Here is a 21347-nt window from a genome sequence, read left to right on the forward strand (position 1 = left end):
TCCGGCGCTTTTCCACTTCCATGCCTTTACATTTTGTAAAATGGCTGCAGCTGTTCAAGCGAATCAAGCATATACGGGATCATCGCCTGCAAATCATCGACATTGTCTTCATAAATAAGGCGGCCGAATTCGATCGTTACTTCGTTATGATACACAGACTCTTCATTAGGAAAATCATGACTTAACGTTTGTCGAATGATTCGCTTGTCTCCCCAAATGCGAAGCAACGTGCCCTCAATAAGAGAGCACGTTGTATGCCGACGGATCGGCAAAGAGAACGCAATCATCAGCTTGCATCCTGGGCGAACTGCGCGCTGAAGCAGTTCTTGCGCAATTTGTTCTAAGTCCATTTCCAATCGAATCGTACATGATATATTTTGTGTATGATCAGACGATAAACAAAACGTGATCGTATATGTACGCGAAAAGTGCGCCAAATCGACCATATCGTGGCGATCGATTACAACGATCTCTCCCGCTAAATCAAGGTCATATACCGCACCTTCAAGCACTGTTTTCAAATTATCAAATACAGTTGGATCAAACATCCAATCTCCCCTTTAAAATAAACCGACAGCATTCCGTTTTCATCGACGTTCATGCGAAGCGCCGCTGGCTGTTTCGGCAAGCCTGGCATCGTCATCACATTTTCAACTCCACGCCAGTCGACGTCTTAAATCCACATACGTAATGAATGTAAACATATACATTTTACCACTTGTACAAATGGAAAAAAATTCGTTGAATAAAATTTGCAATGTTTTTATAATTAAGTTATTTAAAACATTGAAAGAATGGAGGGTGAGACTGTTGCCAATCAATATTCCAAAAGATTTACCGGCAAAAGAAATACTAGAACAAGAAAATATTTTTGTAATGGATGAAGAACGAGCGTATTCTCAAGACATTCGTCCGTTAAATATAGTCATTTTAAATTTAATGCCGGAAAAAGAAAAAGCGGAAACACAGTTATTGCGTCTTCTTGGCAATTCGCCGCTTCAAGTGAATGTGACATTTTTACGCCCGGCAACACACGAATCGAAGACGACAAGCAAGCATCATCTCGAGCAATTTTATACCATCTTTCCACATATCCGCCATCGTAAGTTTGATGGAATGATTATTACCGGTGCTCCGGTTGAACAAATGCCGTTTGAAAAAGTAACATATTGGAGCGAACTCACAGAAATTATGGAATGGACGAAAACAAATGTGACATCAACGCTACATATTTGCTGGGGAGCGCAGGCGGGGCTTTATTATCATTACGGGATTCCGAAATACCCACTTCCCCAAAAATGCTTCGGTATTTTCGAGCATTCGCTTGAAGTAAAAAATGTCAAACTATTGCGCGGGTTTGACGATGTGTTTCGCATGCCGCATTCACGTCATACCGACGTCAAACGCGAAGACATTGAGAGAGTCCCAGAACTGACGATTTTATCTGTTTCCGAAAAAGCCGGCGTATGTTTAGTCGCCTCCAACGATGGCAAGCAAATCTTTTTAACTGGCCATCCGGAATACGATGCTACGACATTAAAAGAGGAATATGAACGCGATTTAGCCAAGGGGCTTCCAATTCACATTCCAGAATCGTATTTTCCAAACGACGATCCAACGAAAGAGCCGCTTAACACTTGGCGCTCTCATGCGAATTTATTGTTTGTCAACTGGCTGAACTATTACGTTTATCAAGAAACGCCATATGAGTGGGAATAAGTATATTCTTTTGAATAAAATTCACGATTGTCCCATGCATTTTCATACAATACGGCAGCTTTTGATAGGAAATGTACGGAAAAAAGGTTGCAACGGCATTAGCAACGGCTTTGCGTGAATGGTTGTGTTGTTTATCTTTTTTTGCCGAGAAGACCCCCACCTCTAAGCGAAGCATAGGCGGGGGATGAATCGGCATTTTTTGTTTTTTTAGTTCTTACGCAACATAAATAACCACATAAACGTCAGTGCTTGCCTTAGTTCGATAGATAACGGCTGGACCAGCTTTTCGGGAACTCCCCGTTTATAAACACCTTGTCCATCGACAACATCCCAGCCGTTTTCCCTCGCTAATTGTTCAAACTCCCACGGCATCATCGTATTGCAAATGACCGGCTTTCCGTATAAACGAGGATAGCTGTTGACGCGCGGCGCAGCGGTCGGCCCAAGAATGCCGACACAAAAATAGCCGCCTCGCTTCAACACCCGTTTTGCTTCTTTTAGCGCTTCAAGCGGCCGCTCCGTCCACTCCAACGAATTGATTGCCATCGCTCCAGAAAACGTTTCATCAGCAAACGGCAATTTCATTAAGTCGCCTTGAATAAAGCGCAGCCTTTCGTTCTCTCTCCGCGCTTTCGCTTTTTCCACCATTTCGCTCGACAAATCGATGCCGATAACATCGTATCCTGTTTGATGCAGCTTCCACGCTCCATAACCATCCCCACACCCTAAATCAATGACATTGCTTCCTTTTGGAATATATGATGAAAGGAACGGAATAATCGTTTTCCGGCTTCCCCGCTCCCACATCTCTTCACTGCTTTGATGCCAAAAATCCGCTCTTTCGTCCCACTGTTTTTCCGCTTCTTTATGCCAGTCAAAAATGACCATCATAACACCTCGTTCGAATAAAAATTGTCCTTTTACAAAAAATAATGATGCTGAAAGAAGGAGTGATTGTTCATGAACGGACAAGAAACATTTGTCGCTGTCCAAAAAAATCATCAAGGAGACATCATTGGATTTAAAACATCCAAAGGGCGCGTATTATCGTATCGCAAAGCATTAATGGAAGTGGAAAACGGTGCGATTACCGGTGTCCATGTCGTTACCGAACACGATGGAGAACAATATATACGCTCCAATCCCGACGGAGATGCCTCCAACAATCTTGATCAACTTCCTACGTTTTCCTAATACTTATTTGTGGAAAGGACGTGCTAGCACATGACAAAAAGACCGAATAAAGGAAGCAAAAATCAGAACGCACCGACACAAGATGAAATGTCGCTCTTAAACAGTCCAATCTCAGGCGACAACAGCAAAGGAAATAAACGTAATAAATCGCAAAACGACAAAACAGATCTTTATGAATGAATTAGAGAAGGGATGAGCTAAAGCTCAATCCCTTTCATTGCCGTAACGCCTTTCTCATAATCGTGTTTGATCAGTTTCATCTCCGTAACAATGTCAGCTGCCTCGATTAATTTCCTATTCGCCGAACGGCCTGTAATTACTAAATGAAGATCAGGTGGACGCTTTTCCATCAATCGAAGTACGTCTTGAACGGAGACGATATCATCGACCGGAAACCGGTCAATCGCAAGCGCATTGTTCAGTTCATCTAAAACAATCAAGTCGTACATACCCGATAACACTTTTTCTTTCGTAAATTCCCATGCCGCTTTCAATGCCTGACGATGCACTTCGGGCGTTTTCGTCCACGTAAACCCGGCGCCCATTTGATACATTTCGATCCCGAGTTTTTGAAATATAAGATGCTCTCCATACGTTCGTTCCGGTGACTTAATAAACTGAATGACGGCGACTTTTTTCCCTCTTCCCACCGCTCGTATCGCCAATCCGAGAGCGGCGGTCGTTTTTCCTTTTCCATCCCCCGTGTAAACGATGATGCGCCCTTTCTTTTTATATGGTGGCAACCGTCTCACCCCGGTCCATCTCAGCGAACCATTGAATCGTTTCACGAAGCCGAACGACCTCTCCGACAAGAATAATCGCTGGGTGGGAAAGATTCGCTTTCTTGACGATATCGGCAATCGTCTGCAGCGTGCCGACAGCCGTTCGCTGTCTCCGTGTCGTTCCCCATTCGATCACCGCCACAGGAGTATTCGACGGCTTTCCATGTTCGATTAGTTTTTGGCAAATATACGGCAAATTGCCGACACCCATATAAAAGGCAATCGTATCGCTTCCTTTCGCCAACCCTTCCCAATGAAGACGGTCATCTCCCTTTTCTTGACGGCCATGGCCGGTAACAATGGTAAACGAAGCAGCATATTCCCGGTGTGTAACCGGTATGCCGGCATAAGCGGCAGCTGCGATTCCCGCCGTCACGCCAGGAACGATTTCAAACGGAATGCTGTGCTGCGCAAGCACCTCTGCTTCTTCCCCAGCCCGTCCAAAGACGCAAGGATCGCCTCCTTTTAGACGAGTGACGATTTTTCCTTGTTTTGCTTTTTCGACTAACAGCTCGTGAATCCGCTCTTGAATGAGCGCGTGCTTTCCCGGCTCTTTTCCGCAGTAAATTAACTCAGCGCCGATTTTGGCGTATTTCAGTAATTTTTTATTAATCAACCGGTCGTAAATAATGACGTCAGCTTGTTGAATACATTCCAATCCATAGACAGTGATTAGTTTTTCATCACCGGGACCGGCACCAACGATATATACTTTTCCATTTGTCATGATTGTTTTCCTGCTCCTTCTACAGAATTTGAAATATGGGCAGAAGCAAATGTCGCCATTTCTTTTATCATCGCTGCCGCAAATGCCAGCAGCGGAAATGCAACAGCCGCACCGCTGCCTTCACCAAGTCGCATGCTTAAATCGATAAGCGGCTCTTTCCCTAATAATTCAAGAGCAATTTGATGGCCAATTTCTTGAGAACGATGACCGGCAATCATATAATCGGCAACATTCGGATCAAAAAGCTTAGCTACAAGTGCAGCAACGGTACAAATAAATCCGTCCAATAAAATCGGAACGCGCCGCTCCGCTGCCGCTAGCATCGCCCCCACCATCGCGGCGATTTCCAAACCACCGATTTTGGATAATAAATCAATCGGTTTAGACGGATCAGGCTGATGAAGTGACAACGCGCGGCGAATGACATTGACTTTATGCGCAATCTTCTCTTCCGAAATGCCTGTTCCTCTTCCGACAAGTTGTTCAATTGGCTTGCCGCTCACCGCCGCTAAAATCGCACTCGCGGTAGTCGTATTGCCGATGCCCATTTCACCGACAATGAGAGTACGCGCTCCTTGGTCGATTATTTCCTTTGCTTGTTCGTAACCAACTATTAGCGCTTGTTCCGCTTCCGCATTGCTCATCGCTTCCATTACGCAAAAATTGTTTGTCCCGTACCGCACTTTCTTGGAAACTACTGCTTCATGTTCAATTGGTGAAGCGACCCCAACATCAATAACGGCAAATATTGCGCCAATTTGCCGGCTGAATACGTTAATCGCCGCACCGCCTTGAACAAAATTCCACACCATTTGTGCCGTCACTTCTGGCGGAAACGCTGACACCCCTTCTTTCGCAACACCATGATCAGCCGCAAACACAAGGATACCCGGCGGCGAAACATCAGGAAATTTGTTCCCTGTCATTTCCGCCAGCTCCACCGCTAACTGTTCCAAACGACCAAGGCTGCCAACCGGTTTTGTCAATTGGTCGACGTAAGCGCGTACCTCTTTTCCTATTTCTTTATTAAGCTTTGGAATCGAAAATAACATTACACATCACCCTTTCGAAACACATGCATTTTCTCTTCAATTTCTTCGATACGAACATGCCGCTTCACATGATCGGCAAGGCGGTCAAAAGCTTGTTCTCTTATAGTACGGAAAGACTGGCGCCCGTAAATAGGCGCTAATCCTTTCTCGCGGCGAATTTTGTTCAATAACGCCTCACGAAACGCATCATTATGAAAAAGATCGTGAAAATAGGTACCTATCACCCGTTCATCTTTGCTTTTAGCGCCTTCCGCTCGCCCTTGGACATGGATGAAAGGGATATTTCCATCAAGTGGCTGCGAACGCCCCATATGTATCTCGTATCCTTTCACGAAAAAACGCTCACCCGCAAATGTCAATATTCCTTCCGAAAGAACGGTTGTTTTTTTACGCTCAAGCGTCGTTTCAATCGGAAGGAGATTCAATCCAGAAATTTCTCTTAGCGGTGTTTCCACACCAAATGGATCACGGATACGAGCCCCTAACATTTGATAGCCGCCGCATATCCCTACGATCGTCACACGGTGATGTTTGTTGAGCTGTGCAATTTGCTCCGCAATCCCGTTTTTCTTCATATATAATAAGTCTTCAATGGTGTTTTTACTGCCCGGCAAAATCAACAAATCTGGCTGGCCAAGCTGGGCGGCTGTTGCCACAAAGCGGACGTGGCAGTCCGGTTCGGTCAAAAATGGATCCACATCTGTGAAATTAGATATTTTCGGATATCGAATAACAGCAATATCAATGTCTTTATCCGGATTTACGGCTGTGGACATTTGTTCTAAACTAACGGAGTCTTCCGCGTCAATATGTAAATCTTCTAAATATGGAACGACGCCTAACACCGGAACGCCGGTATATTGTTCGAACCAATCGAGCCCCGGCTTCAATAGTGCCAAGTCGCCACGAAACTTATTAATGATCACGCCGATGATCCGCTTGCGATCTTCTTTGTCAAGCAGCTGCAATGTTCCTACTAAACTGGCAAACACTCCACCGCGTTCAATATCGCCAATCAGCACGACCGGTGCGTTTGCCATCCGAGCGACGCGCATGTTGACAAGTTCGCGGTCGTTTAAATTAATTTCTGCCGGACTTCCTGCTCCTTCGATTACAAGCCGGTCGTATTCATTCATTAAAACATCGAGCGACTCGCGGATAATCGCCAGCCCCTTTTCAAAAAATTCGCTGCGGTACGCGAACGCCTGCATATTTTTATACGGCTTTCCATGCACAACGATTTGCGATTCATGCTCGCGGCTCGGTTTAATTAAAATCGGATTCATATCCGTCGTCGCGACAACTCCGGCCGCTTCCGCCTGTATCCCTTGCGCCCGCCCGATTTCTTTCCCATCGACCGTCACGTACGAATTAAGTGACATGTTTTGCGATTTAAACGGCGCCGTTTTCCAGCCGTTTTGCGCGAAAATGCTGCAAAACGCCGTGGCAATAATGCTTTTTCCCGCGTCGGAATGCGTTCCTTGAAACATAATCGGCAACGCTTTAGCCATGGTCTTTCACCTTCTTACATTGCTTCAGCCAATTTTCGACCATTTGCGAGCAAGAAGCAAAATGAAAATGGACATAGCCTGCGACTAAATTTTTCCGCTGGTAGCCGTCTTTTTTCACGCCGCGCAATCCCGTTGTTTCATACGCAAACGGAATTTCGCCGCGCGCTTCGTACGTGGAATAATGAAACTCATGCCCCCGCGCCCGCAATCCTTCCGGAAGCAAGAAATTCCCTGGCTCTCCCTTGACTTCGCGGTAGCCGAGCGCAACGAGCTTCGGATGCATGACGATCCGTCCCGGAATGACGCCAACCATGTCATAATGCGCACCGTCCGTCGTTTCAATGCCTTCGGTTAAAAACATAAATCCCCCGCATTCCGCCAATGTCGGAAGCCCGCTTTCGATCGCGGCTTTAATCGACTGTTTGACGCTTTGCTGTTCGGACAGCTGTTTTGCGAATTCTTCGGGAAATCCGCCGCCAATATACAACCCATCGACATCGTCCGGCAGCGGCTTGCCGGCAAGCGGGGAGAAAAAGACCAACTCGGCTCCATACGCTTGTAACATCTCTAAATTTTCCGGATAGTAGAAATGAAACGCCGCATCTTTGGCGACCGCAATCCGTACATCATACGATTTACTTATATCGAAATACGATTGTGGAACATTTAATGCTGGGGCTTCCGCCAGCTTTAGCAACGCGTTAAGATCCACCGTCTTGGCAATGCGCTCTCCTAATTCCGCAAAAAAGTGATCTAATTCCCCACGCTCAATCGATGGAATGAGTCCTAAATGACGCTCCGGAATGTGGAGCGCATCCTCTTTGGTTAAAAATCCGATCACTGGAATGCCGCATTCTTGTTCAATCGCCGTTTTTACAAGGCGAAAATGCCCTTCGCTGCCAACGCGGTTGGCAATCACTCCCGCGATGCGCACGCGTTTATCGAACGTTTGAAAGCCGCGGACAACCGCCGCCGCGCTCCGCGCCATGCCGGCGCAGTCGACGACCAATAACACCGGACTATTCGTTAATACGCTGATTTCCGCCGTCGTTCCTTCGTTTGTCGTTGGCCGCTTCCCATCAAACATCCCCATGACTCCTTCGATAATGGCGATGTCAGCCCCTTCACAGCCTTTTGCACAAATCGCTTGAACCGCTTCGTGTCCAACCATCCAGCTGTCCAAATTGCGCGACGGTCTGCCCGTGACAGCAGTATGATAGGTTGGGTCAATATAATCTGGGCCGCATTTAAACCCTTGTACAATGTAGCCTTTTTGTTTTAACGCCGCCATCAATCCAATCGTTATGGTCGTCTTGCCAACGCCGCTTCCCGTCCCGGCGATTACGATTCTTCTCATGTTGTTTTCCCCCTTAATGGTGTAAAAGTGCCACGGAAATCGTGACATTACCTGCTTTTTTCTTCACTAATTCCAATTTCTCTGCACCGCTATAAAGCTTCGCTGCTGGCTCGCTCACACCATAAGCTCCTGTATAGCGGTACACGGTTTCAGAAGGCTGTTCGATGTTTACTTGATTCAGTTGTTCAGGGGTATAATAGACGAATTCCCATCCGTATTTTCGCACCACTTCAAGCAACCCTGGCTCGTCTTTTTTTAATTCGATCGTACATACCGCTTTCACACTTTTCATTGAAAAGCGCAGCTCCTCTAATGTATCGCGAATGACGGCGTCAATTTCTTCCGCCGTTGTCCCGCGGTTGCAGCCGATACCGAGCACGATTACTTTTGGACGATACAAAACGCCGTTTTGCAAAATCGCTTCTTCCTCTTTCGTTAATAAACGATGGGTAACGACAAGCGCGGCGTCCGGTTTCGCCGCTAGCGCTTCATCAATCGAATCATAAATACGGATATTGTTTGGCAGCGGGGTATCATAGTTCCACCATTCTCGCTCCCCTGATTCCTGTACAATGGCAACATGTTGCTCATTGACGACGGCGGCGCTGACGGGAGTCAGCTTTTCGTCAGATTCCCACTCCCAGCCGAAGGAACGGCCAAATAAATCAACGGCAATCGTTTTTTGTACGTCAGACGCAGTCGTAATGACGGGATGGGCATGTAAAATCTCCGCGACTTGCCGCGTCAGTTCGTTCGCTCCGCCAAGATGTCCGGAAAGAACGCTAATGACATGTTCCCCTTTATCATCAATAACAACGATCGCCGGATCGGTTTTTTTATCTTTTAATAGCGGTGCAATCATCCGCACGACCGCGCCAAGCGAAATAATGAGAATAAGCCCGCGGTATGTTTGAAAAAGCGACGGCAATAATAACCGCACGTTCCCTTCAAACAAACGAATGCCTTTTTCGTCTTCGTCTCCTCTCGCAAACTTATTCGTATAATACACACGGGCGTTTGGAAGCTCCTCGCCGACGCGGCGGGCAATATCAACACCATGCTTCGTAATCGCAACAATCGCATACAACTCCTCACACCCCCTGTCGATATCCGTGTGTGAACGTTTTATCATACAGCTTCGAGCGATAGTCGCGCTCGATAATTGCAGGGTCTAACGCCCATCCTGCTAAAATGAGGGCGTGTTTTCGGATGCCGTTTGCGCGCATATCCTCGTCCAGCGTGCCGACCGTCGAACGGACAATTTTTTGATCTGGCCATGTCGCTTTATACACAATCACGACGGGGGTGTCATCGCTCCATCCCGCATCCCTTAGTGCCTTTGTTACTTTTTTTGTTAATGTAGCGCTTAAAAATAACGCTAATGTGCAACGATGTTTTGCTAAATCTTCCAGTTTTTCTCTATTTGGAACTGGTGTTCGTCCTTCCGCTCGCGTTAAAATAACCGTCTGCGTTAAATCCGGAACGGTTAGCTCCGCTTGAACAGCCGCTGCCGCCGCAAATACCGAACTGACGCCAGGGACGATTTCCACTTCCACCCCTTGCTTTTTGAATAGCGCGATTTGTTCAAGCGTCGCTCCGTAAACAGATGGATCTCCCGTATGAATGCGCACGACTTTTTTTCCTTGCTTAAGCTGTTCTAACATCGCTTCAACCATTTGCTCTAAATGCATTCCTGCCGTATGAAATACTTCCGCTTCCGGCTTTCGATAGCGCTCGATCAGTTCGCCATTGACGAGCGAATCGGTGTAAAAAATTACGTCCGCTTCCTGAAGCAGTTGCGCGCCTTTCACCGTAATCAAATCCGGAGCCCCCGGGCCCGCGCCAATAATATATAGTTTCACTTTCTCACCACCAATAACGTTAAATATTCCAACTCTACTCCTTCAAGCTGTTCGATATTCCAAATGATTTCTTCCTTTGACGTCACCTTTGTCACCACGGCAGCGTTTTGCAATAAATTTTGTTCTCGAAGAAGACGGATCATCATGCCCATCACTTTCGCCACTTTCAAAAAAACGACACAATCATGGTCTTCAAGCGCTTTTTTCATTGCTTCATAGTCGTCGCGCGCTGGAATAATCGCCACCTGTTCATCCCCGTCAGCAAGCGGGATCTGCAGTCTTGCTGCCGCTGCGTTGACGGAGGAAACTCCCGGAACAATTTCAATCGTGACATTTGGATACCGCTCTTTCATGATTTTCATCAGATGGATGAACGTGCTATATAAAAGTGGATCTCCTTCCGTCACAAACGCGACATCTCTTCCTGTGCTTAGCTGTTCCCAAATCGCTTCTGCCGTCTCATTCCATTTTTCTGTTAACACATCCATATTTTTCGTCATTGGAAAGACGAGACCAATCATCTCTTTTTCCGCTGGAGAAAAATATGCTTCAATAATTTGTTGGGCGTAGCTTTTGCTGCCGCGCTGTTTTTTCGGATAGGCAATGACATGCGCTTCTTTCAGGCGGCGAAACGCCTTCACCGTCAACAACTCCGGGTCGCCCGGACCAACGCCGATGCCATACAATGTTCCGCTCATTCGTCTTCCTCCCTCTTTGCCGTAATGATATAAATCGGATTAAGCGCCGAAAACCGCGTCAGCTCTAAAATCGGCTTACTTCTTGAGATTTGCGCGAGCGTAACGTCTACTTGAAAGCCGCGCTGTTTTAATCCTTCCACCGCCTGCGCCAGCGTTTCGATCGTAACCGCATTAATAACGATGCGTCCGTTCCGTTTCAAGCGCCGGCAGCAAACATCAAGAAGCGGTCCCATTTCTCCTGATGTTCCGCCAATAAAAATCGCATCCGGATCGGCAAATTTGTCTAAATGCTCAGGTGCTTTGCCGTGTACAAGCGTAATGTCAACGCGGAATTTTTTTAAGTTTTCTTTACAAATTTCGATATCATGGGCATTTTTTTCAATCGCAAACACGGAGCCTTCGCGTGCGATTTTCGCCGCTTCAATCGCGACGGAACCGGTGCATGTGCCGATGTCCCAAACGACGCTCTTAGCATGAAGACGGAGCGCGCTAATGCTTAACACCCGAACCTCCTTTTTCGTAATCAGTCCTTTATCTGGTTTACGCTGCAAAAATTCGTCATCGTCAATTCCTAATGGCCACATCGGACCTTCTTTTGTTTTTTGTAAAATAACCACATTTAATGGAAAAAACTCGGCATCTGCCATCTCTTCTAATTCGAAAAAGCGGCACCGTTCATCTTGACTGCCAAGATTTTCTCCGACAAACGCACGGTATTCGGTCATTCCGTACGAAAGCAAATATTTCGCAATGGCATTAGGAGAATTCGTTTCATCTGTTAATATCGCTACTTTGTCGCATCCGTCAATGCGCTGGGCAAGTCCTTTCATGCTGCGGCCGTGGACGCTGATAAATTTGGCGTCCTGCCATTTTTCTCCCATTTTCGCAAACGCCCATTGAATCGAACTGACTGCTGGATATACTTCGATTGGCAGTTTGCTAGATAAATAGCTGCCGATTCCATAAAACATCGGATCACCAGACGCGACAATGACGGTGCGTTTCGTTTCATGGCGAAGCCGCTCGACAAGCTGTGATAGCCCTCCTCGAATCGTGAGCGTTTCGCCTTGATAATCAGGGAAAAAGGCTAAATGACGCTCTCCTCCGACCAATAACTCACTTTCATAAATCCAACGTTCATAAAGGCGCGGGAGGCTCGCTTTCCCATCGGCGCCAATGCCAATTAGTTTAATCGCCTGCATCGTTTCGTACCGCCTTTCCTAATAATTGACCGCCCATTGTGTATAGCGACGTTTCCACGGTCATGCCGCCGCCCACTTCACGTAACGCGGATAAACAACAATGGTCACATAATATTTCAAAAAAGCGCTCATTCCCTGCTTCTTGCATCATCTCGCCAACTTGTGATGCCGTATTGGCTTCGCGAACAGCGGCAACGAGTTCCGGCGAAGCTCCGGCTTGTTCAGCAATGGCTGCTAAAAACGAAAAATCAATGGGGGCGCTTTTCGAATGCACCATCATAATGCCTTGCGCCACTTTAGAAAATTTCCCCATCATCCCAACCATGGAAACGGTTCGGATGCCGAGCCGTTTGCATTGTTTCAGCGTAAAGCCGACAAAATCCCCCATTTCAATAAACGCTTCCTCAGGAAGATGAGGATATTGTCGCATCGCAAATTTTTCGCTTCGTCCTCCCGTCGTGATCACAACATGGTCGCATCCGTTTGCCTTTGCCACTTGAATTGCCTGAATGATGCTTGCGCGGTAGGCGGACGTCGAAAAAGGAATGACAATGCCGCGCGTCCCTAAAATCGAAATGCCGCCGATAATGCCAAGGCGCGCGTTTAACGTTTTTTTGGCGATTTCTTCCCCGTTAGGAACGGAAATAATGACGTTCACTCCACGGGAAATGCCGTATTGTTCCAATACCTCGCGCACTGTTTCGTGAATCATTTTTCGCGGGATTGGATTAATTGCCGCTTCGCCAACCGGCACCGGCAAGCCCGGTTTTGTGACGCGCCCTACCCCTTTTCCGCCATCTAAGTGAATGCCGGGTTGCTCCGCCCATGAGACGGTTGATACAATCGCCGCTCCATGCGTCGCGTCAGGGTCATCCCCGCCATCTTTGATCACCGTTGCTTTCACCGACTCACCATAAATCTCGCACGCTTCGATCGCAAATGTCGCCCATCGTCCGACTGGCAAATAAATGGTTGCCTCCGTTTGTATGATGCCGGTAATAAGCGCCGTTAATGCCGCTTTCGTTGCCGCTGTGGCACACGCCCCTGTCGTATATCCCTCGCGTAACGTTTTTTTCGTTTCCATTCGTTTACCCTCGCTCTGCCAACAGTGAAAGCGCGTTTAGCGCCGCCACTGTAATGGTGCTTCCTCCTTTTCGGCCGATATTTGTAATAAATGGAACATCCAATTTCGCCAATTCCGCTTTTGATTCCGCCGCCGACACAAAACCGACCGGCAGGCCGATCACTAATCCCGGACGTGCTTCTCCTTCTTTAATTAAACGAATTAATTCTAGCAATGCCGTTGGCGCGTTGCCAATGGCAAAAATCCCGCCTTCTGCCTCTTTAGCCGCTTTTCGCATCGCGACAATCGCTCTTGTCGTGTTGAGCCTTTTCGCCTCCGCAATGACATCTTCGTCGGAAATATACACTTTCACTTTGCCGCCAAACTTTTCAATGCGCACTTTATTTACCCCGACTTGTACCATTTGCACATCAGCGACGACCGTTTTGCCACTGCGTATTGCTTCGATTCCCGCACGGACGGCATCAGGGTGAAACAACAAGCTTTTTCCAAGCTCAAAATCGGCAGAAGCATGAATGACGCGCTGTACAATCGGATATTGTTCTTTCGTAAAATGATGTTCACCAATTTCTTCATCAATGATTTGAAAACTTCTTTCTTCAATTTGTTGCGGTTGGACTGTAATCGGACGAAATTCCGTGCGAAAATCCATGGTAAAACCCCTTTCTTTCATGAATGAATGGATAACGGTACTATTTGTTGTAGTGCCTTAACGACATCGGAAAACTGGGAATACACCGTGCCATACTGAATTGATGGACGGCGGATGACAATCGTCTCAATCCCTAGCTCCTGTGCGGCAGCGATTTTTTCATCGACAAACCCAACTTTTCCGCTTTCTTTCGTAATGAGCAACGTAACGCCAAAATGTTGGAAAAGCGCCTTATCGAGTTCTTTCGTAAACGGACCTTGCATCGCAACGATATTTTCTTGCGGAAACTTGAGCTCCTCACATTTCTCCATATTGTCTTTGCGCGGCAGCATGCGCGCAATCACGCGCGTATTCGGAAGCCCTAACAGCTTTTTTGCGAAAATGGATAACGTTTTGCTTCCGGTCGTTAGCATAATGACGCCTTGTTTTTTCGCAGCGAGCTCAGCTGCTTCATCATAACTGTCAACAAACGTGACACGCTCATAAGCAACGTGAGCCGCTTGCCGCTCGTAACGGATATACGGAACCCCCGCCTCTGCGGTAGCTTGCATCGCGTTTTTCGACGCTTCTTCGGCAAACGGATGGCTCGCGTCCACCACTGCTTTCGCTTTCTTTACGCGGATCAACTCCGCCAATTGTTCCGACGTCAGCCGTCCAAGGTGCACCGCTAAGCCGGAAGCACGCAACTGATCCGCCGCATGTTCTGTAACAACCGTCGCTAACACATCATAGCCCGCTTGTTGGATACAAAGCGCCAGCTTTCGGGCATCGCTCGTTCCCGCTAATACAATAATCATGCATGTTCCTCCTTAATGATGATGGTGGTGATGATGGTGATGATGCTCCGCAGCATGAAGCCGGTATTGACACATATCACAGTTCATCATAACCGCCTTGCCAAGCGCTTCTTCTAATCTGTCAAGCACAATCGTTTTTAGCTTCGGATGAAATCCAAAGTAGCCTGCTAGCGCAAAATCGACTTGCGGATACTGAAAACGAAATTGTTTTACTTTTTCTCCAAGACGCTTGATAAGCACGCCGGTAAACAAAAAGTATGGCAAAACCACCACTTTCCGCGCCCCTAGCTTCACGCACCGTTCCACTCCATCTTCTAACGATGGCGTCGTTACTCCCATAAATGCTGGTTCTACAAGGAAATAGTTCGTTTGTTCCCAAAATAAACGGGAAATTTTATATAAATCGCTGTTCGCATCCGGATCGCTTCCCCCGCGACCAAGCAACACTACCGCTGTTTCCGGATCAGGGCTTTCTATATTTTCACCGATTTCTTGTAATCTCGTTTTTAAGATCGAAAACGTTTGCTCATGAATGCCAATTGGTCGGCCATAGATGAACGCCACATGCGGATAATGCTTCTTTGCTTCATCGATCTCCGCTGGAATATGCAGCTTCGAATGGCCCGCTGCCAGCAAAATAATCGGAATAACGATAATCTCGCGAGCCCCGGCATCGACACAACGGTCAATCCCTTCGCGAATCGTTGGCAGTCCAAATTCTAAAAAACTCGTTTCGACATGTAAGGATGCCGCAATGTGCGGTTTTAGCTGCTCAACAAACTGCCGGACTTGGTCGTTTCCTTCCGGGTCACGGCTACCGTGCCCGACAAATAATACTGCTTTCATTCATTTTCTTCCCCCTTATTCACCACAAGCAGGCACTTCGATTTTTGCCTCTTGCTTCGCTTCTTGATACACAAACCCGCCGACTTGTTTCACTCGCTTAAAAAACTTATGAAACCGTTCGTTCGGATGCGCGCGTTCCTTATATTCTTGAATAATGCGGGTGACAACGGACACAATCTCGCCAGGCGGAATTCCTTCAGCGACAAGTTGCCCAGGGTGTGCGTTTCTTCCGACCGTTTTTCCTCCTAAAAATAAGTCAAATGCTCCTTTCCGATAGACGATTCCGATATCTTCCCGCACCGCTCCGTAACATGCCATGCCGCATCCGTTTACACCAAGCTTCAATTCTTTCGGAAGCGCAATTCCGCCAAGCTGATCGTATAACTCTTCCGCGTATGGAATCGCGTCTTTTTTCTCCCCGTCGCAAAAATCGCAAGCTTTCACCGTCAGTACATCACCAACAGGGGCAACGTCAAGCCCCGCTTCTTTCAGTCTAGCGATGATACGGTCTGGATCAGAAGCAGGCACTTCCAGCTTCAAATAATGATCCGGGGTATACATCATCGTTCCGTCTTCACCGACGATGTCAGCTAGTACCATCATCTGTTTTGGCGTAAAATTTTTGTTCGCTACTCCCGGGCTAACCGCGATTTCGAAAATCGCCGGCGCAAACGTCGTGGTGTCTTGGTGGCCAATCGCCAATGTTTGCAACGCTTCTTCTGCCATTTCTCTTACCGGTTCTCGTTTCGTTTGATCAAGCGCCCACGGTTCCGCTTCTTTGCGAAGCCGTTCATGTGGTTTCAGCGGCTGTTCGGAGGCGCTTAATGTATATTTTCGTTGGTATCCGCGTGGTGTGATCATCAGCCCGTCGTATACAAACGTCGAAGAATTGCCGATAATGACAGTCGTTAACATTCCGATATCGTAATCGAGCATATGCGCTAAATCCGTCAATACGATATGTTGCCGCGCGCGATAAGCGCTTTTCACTAATCCGACCGGAGTATTTGGCGAGCGATAACGCAAAAGAATACGCTGCGCTTCGACAATTTGACGCGTGCGTCGTCCGCTTTTTGGATTATATAGAGCGATGACAAAATCGGCAGCGGCCGCCGCTTCAATGCGCTTTTCAATAAGCGCCCACGGCGTTAGGTGATCGCTTAAGCTAATGGTGCACGCATCATGCATAATCGGCGCACCTAAAAGAGCGGCACACGAGTTAATGGCAGAAATGCCTGGGATGACTTCCACCTCGATATCGCTTTCTCGCGTCCAGCCTTTTTCAATGAGCACCTCATACACAAGCCCTGCCATTCCGTACACGCCCGCGTCCCCGCTTGAAATGACGGCGACCGTTTTTCCGCGTTCCGCCCATTTCACCGCCTCTTGAGCGCGGCTTACTTCTTCCGTCATTCCAGTACTAATCACTTGTTTATTGCCAATTAAATCCGCAACTAGGTCAATGTATGTTTTATAACCGATAATAATATCGCTTTCTTCAATCGCTTCCCGCGCTCGCTTTGTCATATGTTCCTTGCTGCCTGGGCCAAATCCGACAATCAGCAATTTTCCTTTCATTGTCTCACCTCAATTTCCATCTTCCTTGTCCATGTTAACTGGGCTCATTTGTCGAAAAAACTTGAACACTATATCACTTTTTCACTAATATAGAGGCTTGTATGCTCATTCATTCTCATCCATTGTTTCATTTCTTCCACATTCCGCGGGATGCGTGTCTCGTGTGGAAACAACGTTTTCCATACAGAAGCAAGCAGCGGAACACCAAGACGCCATTTTTGCAATTGATGCTGCCTAGCAAATACGTCTTGCGGCGATCCTTGCATGACAATTTGTCCGTCATGCATGACAAACACGATATCTGCCCACTCTAAGACAAAATCAAAATCATGAGTAGCGATCAAAACCGTCGTGCCGGCTCGATGAATATCGTTGATCTTCTCGACAAACCTCTCGATTTGCAGGCGATCTAAATATGCCGTCGGCTCATCGAGCACTAATAATTTCGGGTTCATCACCATTACGGCGGCAAGCGTCAGCCATTTTTTTTGGCCAAGACTTAAATGATGAACAGGCTTGTCCAACCATGGACGCAATCTAAACTCGTCCAGCGCTTTTTCAATGAGCTCGTCCATCTCATGTTTTTTCATTCCTAAATGGTGCAGGCCAAACGCCAGCTCATCACGTACCAATGGCGCCACAAGCTGGTGTTCCGGATTTTGAAAAACGATGCCGACCTCTTTCCGCCATTTTTGCAATGTTTGACGCCGATAATCCATCTTCTCTCCATTCCAATAGATGTCGCCGGAGTCGGGCCGCAACAGCCCGTTCGCATGTAAAAATAACGTTGTCTTGCCGCATCCGTTATGACCGATGAGTGCGCATTTTTTTCCACTGGGGACATGAAGGCTTAATCCTTTTAGCACACATGGTCCGTTCGGATACGTATAATATACTTCATCCATTTTCAGCATCTTCTGCCGCCCTCCTATCATCCAAGCCATAGAAGCAAACTTATGCCGATGGCTGCTTCCCACAGATAACGTTTGTTTTTTTCGTTGTATGTTTCCATATGAACATAGACAATTTCATTGGAAACTCCGCGCGCCCCTAAAGCAAGGCGCAACGCTTCATAGGAATGCCATATTTTCTGAAAAAGCTGGAACACCAACATCCCGCCATGCCGCCAATGGCTTCCTCCATTTCTTGCTTTCATTGCTACGTATAGCTCTTCTGCTGCTTTCTCGAAAACAAATACAAACCGATACATAAAAAACAACAACTCAATGATAATGGATGGTACTTTCATTCGTTTGAGCACATACAATATCTCTGGAAACGGGGTAGTCACCAAGAGGAAAAATAAGCAAGACCATGCCGCGACCGAACGAGAGAGCAAAGACATTGCGATGAAAATTTGCGAACGGTCAATGGAAACATGAAAAGATTTGTCTATCGAAACAAGCAAAGCTGGAAAACTCATCATCAGAAACAATGCCACGACTCCGAGGGCTTTGGCGTACACCTTCCACGAAACACGCGCATAACCGATAATCCAAATGGCAAGCCAAATCGTCATCATTACTTGCGTTTTCCAGTTTTCTGTGATGGCCATCATTAATAACAGAAGCGCAAATATCACTTTTTGTTCGGGGCGTATTGTCCGCAGGCGGTTATCGTAAGCGATGGTGTCAAACTGCCGGATCATTTTGCTTCCTCTTTTCGGTTCGCCCGGCCTTTATAGACGCCGATAATATAGCCAATAATTCCAGCGCCGATTGCCGCCTGCACAGAAAACAGCAACGTTTCCACCTCTCCGCCTGGCGGCTCAAATATGGTTTCCATCCAAGGTTGATAATGAGGAGCGAGCTTCTGAATCATTTTTTCCGCCTGGCCATCCGTGCCGCCAAAATCAGAGTGATGAATGAACAATAACGGCGCTACTACCAGTAAAACAGCAATAGCTAGAAGAAAAAGACTTCGCTTCATATCATACTCCCCTCTCTAACTGATTTAGTTCGCGGCTGCTGTAAGTGGATAAGAAATTCCAAACGACGACCGTAAGCAGCCCTTCTGTAATCGCCAGTGGTATTTGCGTAACAGCAAAAATGCCGGCAAATTTGGCAAACGAAGCGAAAACCCCGCCTGTCGCATCCGGGAACGCCAGCGCTAATTGCAATGAGGTGACAACATATGTGGCCAAATCAGAGAAAAATGCAGCGAAAAAAATCGTCCAGCGCCTCGGTATATTCCACTTTTTCCCGAAACGATAAATACCGTACGCCACAATCGGGCCAATGACCGCCATGGACACGGCATTCGCCCCTAATGTCGTCAATCCACCATGTGCCAGCAATAACGCTTGAAACAGCAATACGATGCTGCCCATCACCACCATCGTCCATGGACCAAACAGCACCGCACCGAGCCCCACCCCCGTTGGATGTGAGCTGCTCCCAGTAACGGATGGAATTTTTAAGGCGGACAGCACAAACGTAAATGCCCCCGACAGCGCAATGAGCAGCTTTAGTTCCGGATGCTCGCGTGTAATCCGAATTAGTGAACGCATACCGATGATAAAAAACGGCAAAAACACTAGCCACCAAAAAATCACCCATCCAACTGGCAAAAATCCTTCCATAATATGCATCGCAAATGCCGATGTGCTGCCGGTAAACGTAAAATAGACGACTAAACCGCAAAGGAAAAGGGCGACTTTCCATTTTTTCATGCTTTCGTTCCTCCCGTTGCTTTACATAATTTCGAGATTCCTAGAGGGGCGTTTGATTGTTTTGACATCATCAATCCTTGCTTCTCTTCATAACGGTACGTTATCGTTTCTTCCAACCATTCCCCGTCCCGTAAATGCCTTCGCACAAGCTCCCTTGCTTTTTCCGGCGTCACACCGTTGTACCATACGCCTTCAGGGTAAACGATGACTACACACGCGTCTTGGCAACGGCCATTGCAGCGAGTCCGCGTCGTATGTACAATGCCATCTAACTCCAGCATCGCGATTTCTTCGCGGATGGCAAGCGTTACTTCTTCTCCCCCTTTACGCATGCAGCTGCCTCCATTGCAAATCAGCACATGATGTTTCATTCCGATTAAGTTCCATGTTGTCATGTTGAGTCTCTCCTTTTTTGCAAAATAAAAAGCACCTCTATACGCAGAGGTGCAGAAAAATGCATACAAATATAGCAAAAAAAGTATACCATTCTCCCGCACGTCTACCTATAATCCCGTAGGTATCCGTCCGAACAAATAAGGCAGGTCTCCTGACTTAGGATCATCGCTTTATTGCGCCTTCCCGAAGTTTCCTTCAGTGACATGATGCAACAAAGCTCCCCATCACAGTGGCGGGTACCGTGACGGATTTTCACCGTACTTCCCTTTTAAGCCTATTCTCTAATGAGAAAGGCACCTTATTTGTTTGGCATATAATGTCGATTTTTCAAAGAACACATTTCTGTTATTCATAGTAGTACAAATTTTCAAATATCGTCAACCACTTTTTTTCAATAAGTCCGTTTTCGCCAATACAATCCCGTCTTGATCAGCGTACACATAGGCGCCTGGCTCCCAACGAACGCCGCCAAATTCGAGCGCAACGTCCCGTTTTCCCTTTCCTTCTTTTTTGCTTTTCACCGGGCAAGTGCCAATCGCCATCACCCCAAGCGGCATATTGGCGATTTCTGCGGAATCGCGAATGCATCCGTGAATAATCACCCCGGCAAGCCCGCGCTCGCAAGCGATCTGGGCAAGACGGTCTCCGAGCAGCGCGCAATTTCGCGAACCTTTTCCGTCTACGACCAATACGGTGCCCGCTGGAACAGTTTCGAGCGCCTCACGAACGAGCACATTATCTTCAAATACATCGACCGTCGCGATTGGTCCGGAAAATTCCGCTTTGCCGCCGTAAGATTGCATCGGCAGCTGGCATACTTGCAATTCACTTAAAAATTCATCGCATAAATCAGCTGTTTTCATCACAATCTCCTCCTTGCCATGTCTTATATTTGACATCCTTTGTCAAAACTCCTTCTTTTTCAACAAAAAAACAGACAAGCGACATTGCTTGCCTGTTAGAGACTGGGCTAGCTGGATTCGAACCAGCGCATCACGGAGTCAAAGTCCGTTGCCTTACCGCTTGGCTATAGCCCAATATTATCATGTTCTTGCCAAACTGTTTATGAGATGATTTGTACATTTGTAGTATATCCAGAAGTTTTTGTCTCTATGTATAAAAACATCTAATTTTCATCCGCTTTTTCTTCTCCGTTTTTACTCATTTCAGTATGGGCAAAATCCTTTTTTCAAATAATATATTTATCTTGATGTCAACT

25 protein-coding genes, 1 tRNA gene and 1 riboswitch are annotated in these 21347 nt (G+C 47.0%); of the genes, 2 read left to right on the forward strand and 24 right to left on the reverse strand.

Features of this window, described 5'->3' with window-relative positions:
- Positions 1-26: 26 nt before the first annotated feature.
- Both FNL97_RS09420 and FNL97_RS18450 read right to left on the reverse strand, forming a co-directional pair.
- On the reverse strand, positions 27-548 hold the full coding sequence (locus FNL97_RS09420; protein WP_143415626.1) for a hypothetical protein: 522 nt from the start codon (positions 546-548) through the stop codon (positions 27-29).
- Complete coding sequence (locus tag FNL97_RS18450; RefSeq protein WP_143415628.1) at positions 518-646, reverse strand: hypothetical protein; 129 nt, start codon at positions 644-646, stop codon at positions 518-520. Before FNL97_RS18450 ends, FNL97_RS09420 begins: the two co-directional genes overlap by 31 nt.
- A 164-nt stretch (positions 647-810) precedes the next feature.
- On the opposite strand from FNL97_RS18450, the gene metA reads away from it, so the two are divergent.
- A complete protein-coding gene (gene metA / locus FNL97_RS09430) occupies positions 811-1719 on the forward strand; it encodes a homoserine O-acetyltransferase MetA (protein ID WP_143415630.1) in 909 nt (302 codons plus the stop codon).
- Positions 1720-1926: 207 nt separating this feature from the next.
- Here metA and FNL97_RS09435 read toward each other — a convergent pair whose 3' ends face one another.
- On the reverse strand, positions 1927-2607 hold the full coding sequence (locus FNL97_RS09435) for a class I SAM-dependent methyltransferase (RefSeq protein WP_015863822.1): 681 nt from the start codon (positions 2605-2607) through the stop codon (positions 1927-1929).
- A gap of 72 nt (positions 2608-2679) precedes the next feature.
- Between FNL97_RS09435 and FNL97_RS09440 the strand changes: the two genes are divergently transcribed.
- Entirely contained in the window at positions 2680-2913 is a 234-nt protein-coding gene (locus tag FNL97_RS09440; RefSeq protein WP_143415632.1) for a DUF3892 domain-containing protein, read from the forward strand.
- A gap of 197 nt (positions 2914-3110) precedes the next feature.
- Here the strand turns inward: FNL97_RS09440 and cobO are convergent, their stop codons facing one another.
- The 21 genes from cobO to FNL97_RS09545 form a co-directional block, all read right to left on the reverse strand.
- On the reverse strand, positions 3111-3656 hold the full coding sequence (cobO, locus tag FNL97_RS09445) for a cob(I)yrinic acid a,c-diamide adenosyltransferase (RefSeq protein WP_041269653.1): 546 nt from the start codon (positions 3654-3656) through the stop codon (positions 3111-3113).
- Positions 3643-4422: a uroporphyrinogen-III C-methyltransferase gene (gene cobA / locus FNL97_RS09450; protein WP_015863818.1), complete on the reverse strand. Its 780-nt coding sequence runs from the start codon at positions 4420-4422 to the stop codon at positions 3643-3645. The genes cobO and cobA overlap by 14 nt, the downstream gene beginning before the upstream one ends.
- Positions 4419-5474, reverse strand: coding sequence for a nicotinate-nucleotide--dimethylbenzimidazole phosphoribosyltransferase (gene cobT / locus FNL97_RS09455; protein WP_143415634.1), 1056 nt, complete (start codon positions 5472-5474; stop codon positions 4419-4421). The genes cobA and cobT overlap by 4 nt, the downstream gene beginning before the upstream one ends.
- Positions 5474-6985, reverse strand: a complete 1512-nt coding sequence (locus FNL97_RS09460; RefSeq protein ID WP_143415636.1) for a cobyric acid synthase — start codon at positions 6983-6985, stop codon at positions 5474-5476. Before FNL97_RS09460 ends, cobT begins: the two co-directional genes overlap by 1 nt.
- On the reverse strand, positions 6978-8342 hold the full coding sequence (locus tag FNL97_RS09465) for a cobyrinic acid a,c-diamide synthase CobB (protein WP_143415638.1): 1365 nt from the start codon (positions 8340-8342) through the stop codon (positions 6978-6980). Before FNL97_RS09465 ends, FNL97_RS09460 begins: the two co-directional genes overlap by 8 nt.
- A 13-nt stretch (positions 8343-8355) precedes the next feature.
- Complete coding sequence (locus FNL97_RS09470) at positions 8356-9429, reverse strand: cobalt-precorrin 5A hydrolase (RefSeq protein ID WP_062754157.1); 1074 nt, start codon at positions 9427-9429, stop codon at positions 8356-8358.
- A 4-nt stretch (positions 9430-9433) separates the two neighbouring features.
- Entirely contained in the window at positions 9434-10204 is a 771-nt protein-coding gene (gene cobM / locus FNL97_RS09475; RefSeq protein WP_143415640.1) for a precorrin-4 C(11)-methyltransferase, read from the reverse strand.
- A complete protein-coding gene (cobI, locus tag FNL97_RS09480; protein WP_143415642.1) occupies positions 10201-10902 on the reverse strand; it encodes a precorrin-2 C(20)-methyltransferase in 702 nt (233 codons plus the stop codon). The genes cobM and cobI overlap by 4 nt, the downstream gene beginning before the upstream one ends.
- Positions 10899-12104 carry a precorrin-6y C5,15-methyltransferase (decarboxylating) subunit CbiE gene (cbiE, locus tag FNL97_RS09485; RefSeq protein WP_143415644.1) on the reverse strand — a complete coding sequence of 402 codons (1206 nt, stop codon included), beginning with the start codon at positions 12102-12104 and terminating at the stop codon, positions 10899-10901. The genes cobI and cbiE overlap by 4 nt, the downstream gene beginning before the upstream one ends.
- Positions 12091-13188, reverse strand: a complete 1098-nt coding sequence (locus tag FNL97_RS09490; protein ID WP_062678672.1) for a cobalt-precorrin-5B (C(1))-methyltransferase — start codon at positions 13186-13188, stop codon at positions 12091-12093. Before FNL97_RS09490 ends, cbiE begins: the two co-directional genes overlap by 14 nt.
- 4 nt (positions 13189-13192) lie before the next feature.
- A complete protein-coding gene (locus tag FNL97_RS09495) occupies positions 13193-13840 on the reverse strand; it encodes a precorrin-8X methylmutase (RefSeq protein WP_015863809.1) in 648 nt (215 codons plus the stop codon).
- Positions 13841-13857: 17 nt separating this feature from the next.
- Positions 13858-14637: a precorrin-6A reductase gene (cobK, locus tag FNL97_RS09500; protein WP_143415646.1), complete on the reverse strand. Its 780-nt coding sequence runs from the start codon at positions 14635-14637 to the stop codon at positions 13858-13860.
- 12 nt (positions 14638-14649) lie between these two features.
- Entirely contained in the window at positions 14650-15483 is an 834-nt protein-coding gene (locus FNL97_RS09505; protein WP_143415648.1) for a sirohydrochlorin chelatase, read from the reverse strand.
- A gap of 15 nt (positions 15484-15498) precedes the next feature.
- Positions 15499-17061, reverse strand: a complete 1563-nt coding sequence (gene cobJ, locus FNL97_RS09510; RefSeq protein ID WP_097354466.1) for a precorrin-3B C(17)-methyltransferase — start codon at positions 17059-17061, stop codon at positions 15499-15501.
- A 68-nt stretch (positions 17062-17129) separates the two neighbouring features.
- Positions 17130-17975: an energy-coupling factor ABC transporter ATP-binding protein gene (locus tag FNL97_RS09515; RefSeq protein ID WP_143415650.1), complete on the reverse strand. Its 846-nt coding sequence runs from the start codon at positions 17973-17975 to the stop codon at positions 17130-17132.
- Positions 17976-17992: 17 nt separating this feature from the next.
- On the reverse strand, positions 17993-18709 hold the full coding sequence (cbiQ, locus tag FNL97_RS09520; protein ID WP_143415652.1) for a cobalt ECF transporter T component CbiQ: 717 nt from the start codon (positions 18707-18709) through the stop codon (positions 17993-17995).
- Positions 18706-18990 carry an energy-coupling factor ABC transporter substrate-binding protein gene (locus FNL97_RS09525; protein ID WP_015863803.1) on the reverse strand — a complete coding sequence of 95 codons (285 nt, stop codon included), beginning with the start codon at positions 18988-18990 and terminating at the stop codon, positions 18706-18708. Before FNL97_RS09525 ends, cbiQ begins: the two co-directional genes overlap by 4 nt.
- A gap of 1 nt (position 18991) precedes the next feature.
- On the reverse strand, positions 18992-19732 hold the full coding sequence (locus FNL97_RS09530) for an energy-coupling factor ABC transporter permease (protein ID WP_081188708.1): 741 nt from the start codon (positions 19730-19732) through the stop codon (positions 18992-18994).
- Positions 19729-20127 carry a (2Fe-2S) ferredoxin domain-containing protein gene (locus tag FNL97_RS09535; protein WP_015863801.1) on the reverse strand — a complete coding sequence of 133 codons (399 nt, stop codon included), beginning with the start codon at positions 20125-20127 and terminating at the stop codon, positions 19729-19731. Before FNL97_RS09535 ends, FNL97_RS09530 begins: the two co-directional genes overlap by 4 nt.
- 125 nt (positions 20128-20252) lie before the next feature.
- A riboswitch (cobalamin riboswitch) is annotated at positions 20253-20444 on the reverse strand.
- A gap of 61 nt (positions 20445-20505) precedes the next feature.
- Positions 20506-20991, reverse strand: a complete 486-nt coding sequence (rraA, locus tag FNL97_RS09540) for a ribonuclease E activity regulator RraA (protein ID WP_015863800.1) — start codon at positions 20989-20991, stop codon at positions 20506-20508.
- A gap of 102 nt (positions 20992-21093) precedes the next feature.
- Positions 21094-21165, reverse strand: a tRNA-Gln gene (locus tag FNL97_RS09545).
- Positions 21166-21347: the final 182 nt, after the last annotated feature.

The organism is Geobacillus sp. E263 (assembly GCF_007197795.1).
Taxonomy (GTDB): Bacteria; Bacillota; Bacilli; order Bacillales; family Anoxybacillaceae; genus Parageobacillus_B; species Parageobacillus_B toebii.

Bases quoted from the DNA above. Each gene is read 5' to 3' on its own strand.
- FNL97_RS09525 (WP_015863803.1), bottom strand. From the start codon at position 18,990: ATGAAGCGAAGTCTTTTTCTTCTAGCTATTGCTGTTTTACTGGTAGTA.
- cobI (WP_143415642.1), bottom strand. From the start codon at position 10,902: ATGAGCGGAACATTGTATGGCATCGGCGTTGGTCCGGGCGACCCGGAG.
- FNL97_RS09535 (WP_015863801.1), bottom strand. From the start codon at position 20,127: ATGACAACATGGAACTTAATCGGAATGAAACATCATGTGCTGATTTGC.
- FNL97_RS09435 (WP_015863822.1), bottom strand. From the start codon at position 2,607: ATGGTCATTTTTGACTGGCATAAAGAAGCGGAAAAACAGTGGGACGAA.
- FNL97_RS09495 (WP_015863809.1), bottom strand. From the start codon at position 13,840: ATGGATTTTCGCACGGAATTTCGTCCGATTACAGTCCAACCGCAACAA.
- cobJ (WP_097354466.1), bottom strand. From the start codon at position 17,061: ATGAAAGGAAAATTGCTGATTGTCGGATTTGGCCCAGGCAGCAAGGAA.
- FNL97_RS09515 (WP_143415650.1), bottom strand. From the start codon at position 17,975: ATGCTGAAAATGGATGAAGTATATTATACGTATCCGAACGGACCATGT.
- cobK (WP_143415646.1), bottom strand. From the start codon at position 14,637: ATGATTATTGTATTAGCGGGAACGAGCGATGCCCGAAAGCTGGCGCTT.
- FNL97_RS09490 (WP_062678672.1), bottom strand. From the start codon at position 13,188: ATGGAAACGAAAAAAACGTTACGCGAGGGATATACGACAGGGGCGTGT.
- cbiE (WP_143415644.1), bottom strand. From the start codon at position 12,104: ATGCAGGCGATTAAACTAATTGGCATTGGCGCCGATGGGAAAGCGAGC.
- cobT (WP_143415634.1), bottom strand. From the start codon at position 5,474: ATGTTATTTTCGATTCCAAAGCTTAATAAAGAAATAGGAAAAGAGGTA.
- cobA (WP_015863818.1), bottom strand. From the start codon at position 4,422: ATGACAAATGGAAAAGTATATATCGTTGGTGCCGGTCCCGGTGATGAA.
- FNL97_RS09505 (WP_143415648.1), bottom strand. From the start codon at position 15,483: ATGAAAGCAGTATTATTTGTCGGGCACGGTAGCCGTGACCCGGAAGGA.
- rraA (WP_015863800.1), bottom strand. From the start codon at position 20,991: ATGAAAACAGCTGATTTATGCGATGAATTTTTAAGTGAATTGCAAGTA.
- FNL97_RS09465 (WP_143415638.1), bottom strand. From the start codon at position 8,342: ATGAGAAGAATCGTAATCGCCGGGACGGGAAGCGGCGTTGGCAAGACG.
- cbiQ (WP_143415652.1), bottom strand. From the start codon at position 18,709: ATGATCCGGCAGTTTGACACCATCGCTTACGATAACCGCCTGCGGACA.
- FNL97_RS09530 (WP_081188708.1), bottom strand. From the start codon at position 19,732: ATGAAAAAATGGAAAGTCGCCCTTTTCCTTTGCGGTTTAGTCGTCTAT.
- FNL97_RS09420 (WP_143415626.1), bottom strand. From the start codon at position 548: ATGTTTGATCCAACTGTATTTGATAATTTGAAAACAGTGCTTGAAGGT.
- FNL97_RS09440 (WP_143415632.1), top strand. From the start codon at position 2,680: ATGAACGGACAAGAAACATTTGTCGCTGTCCAAAAAAATCATCAAGGA.
- FNL97_RS09460 (WP_143415636.1), bottom strand. From the start codon at position 6,985: ATGGCTAAAGCGTTGCCGATTATGTTTCAAGGAACGCATTCCGACGCG.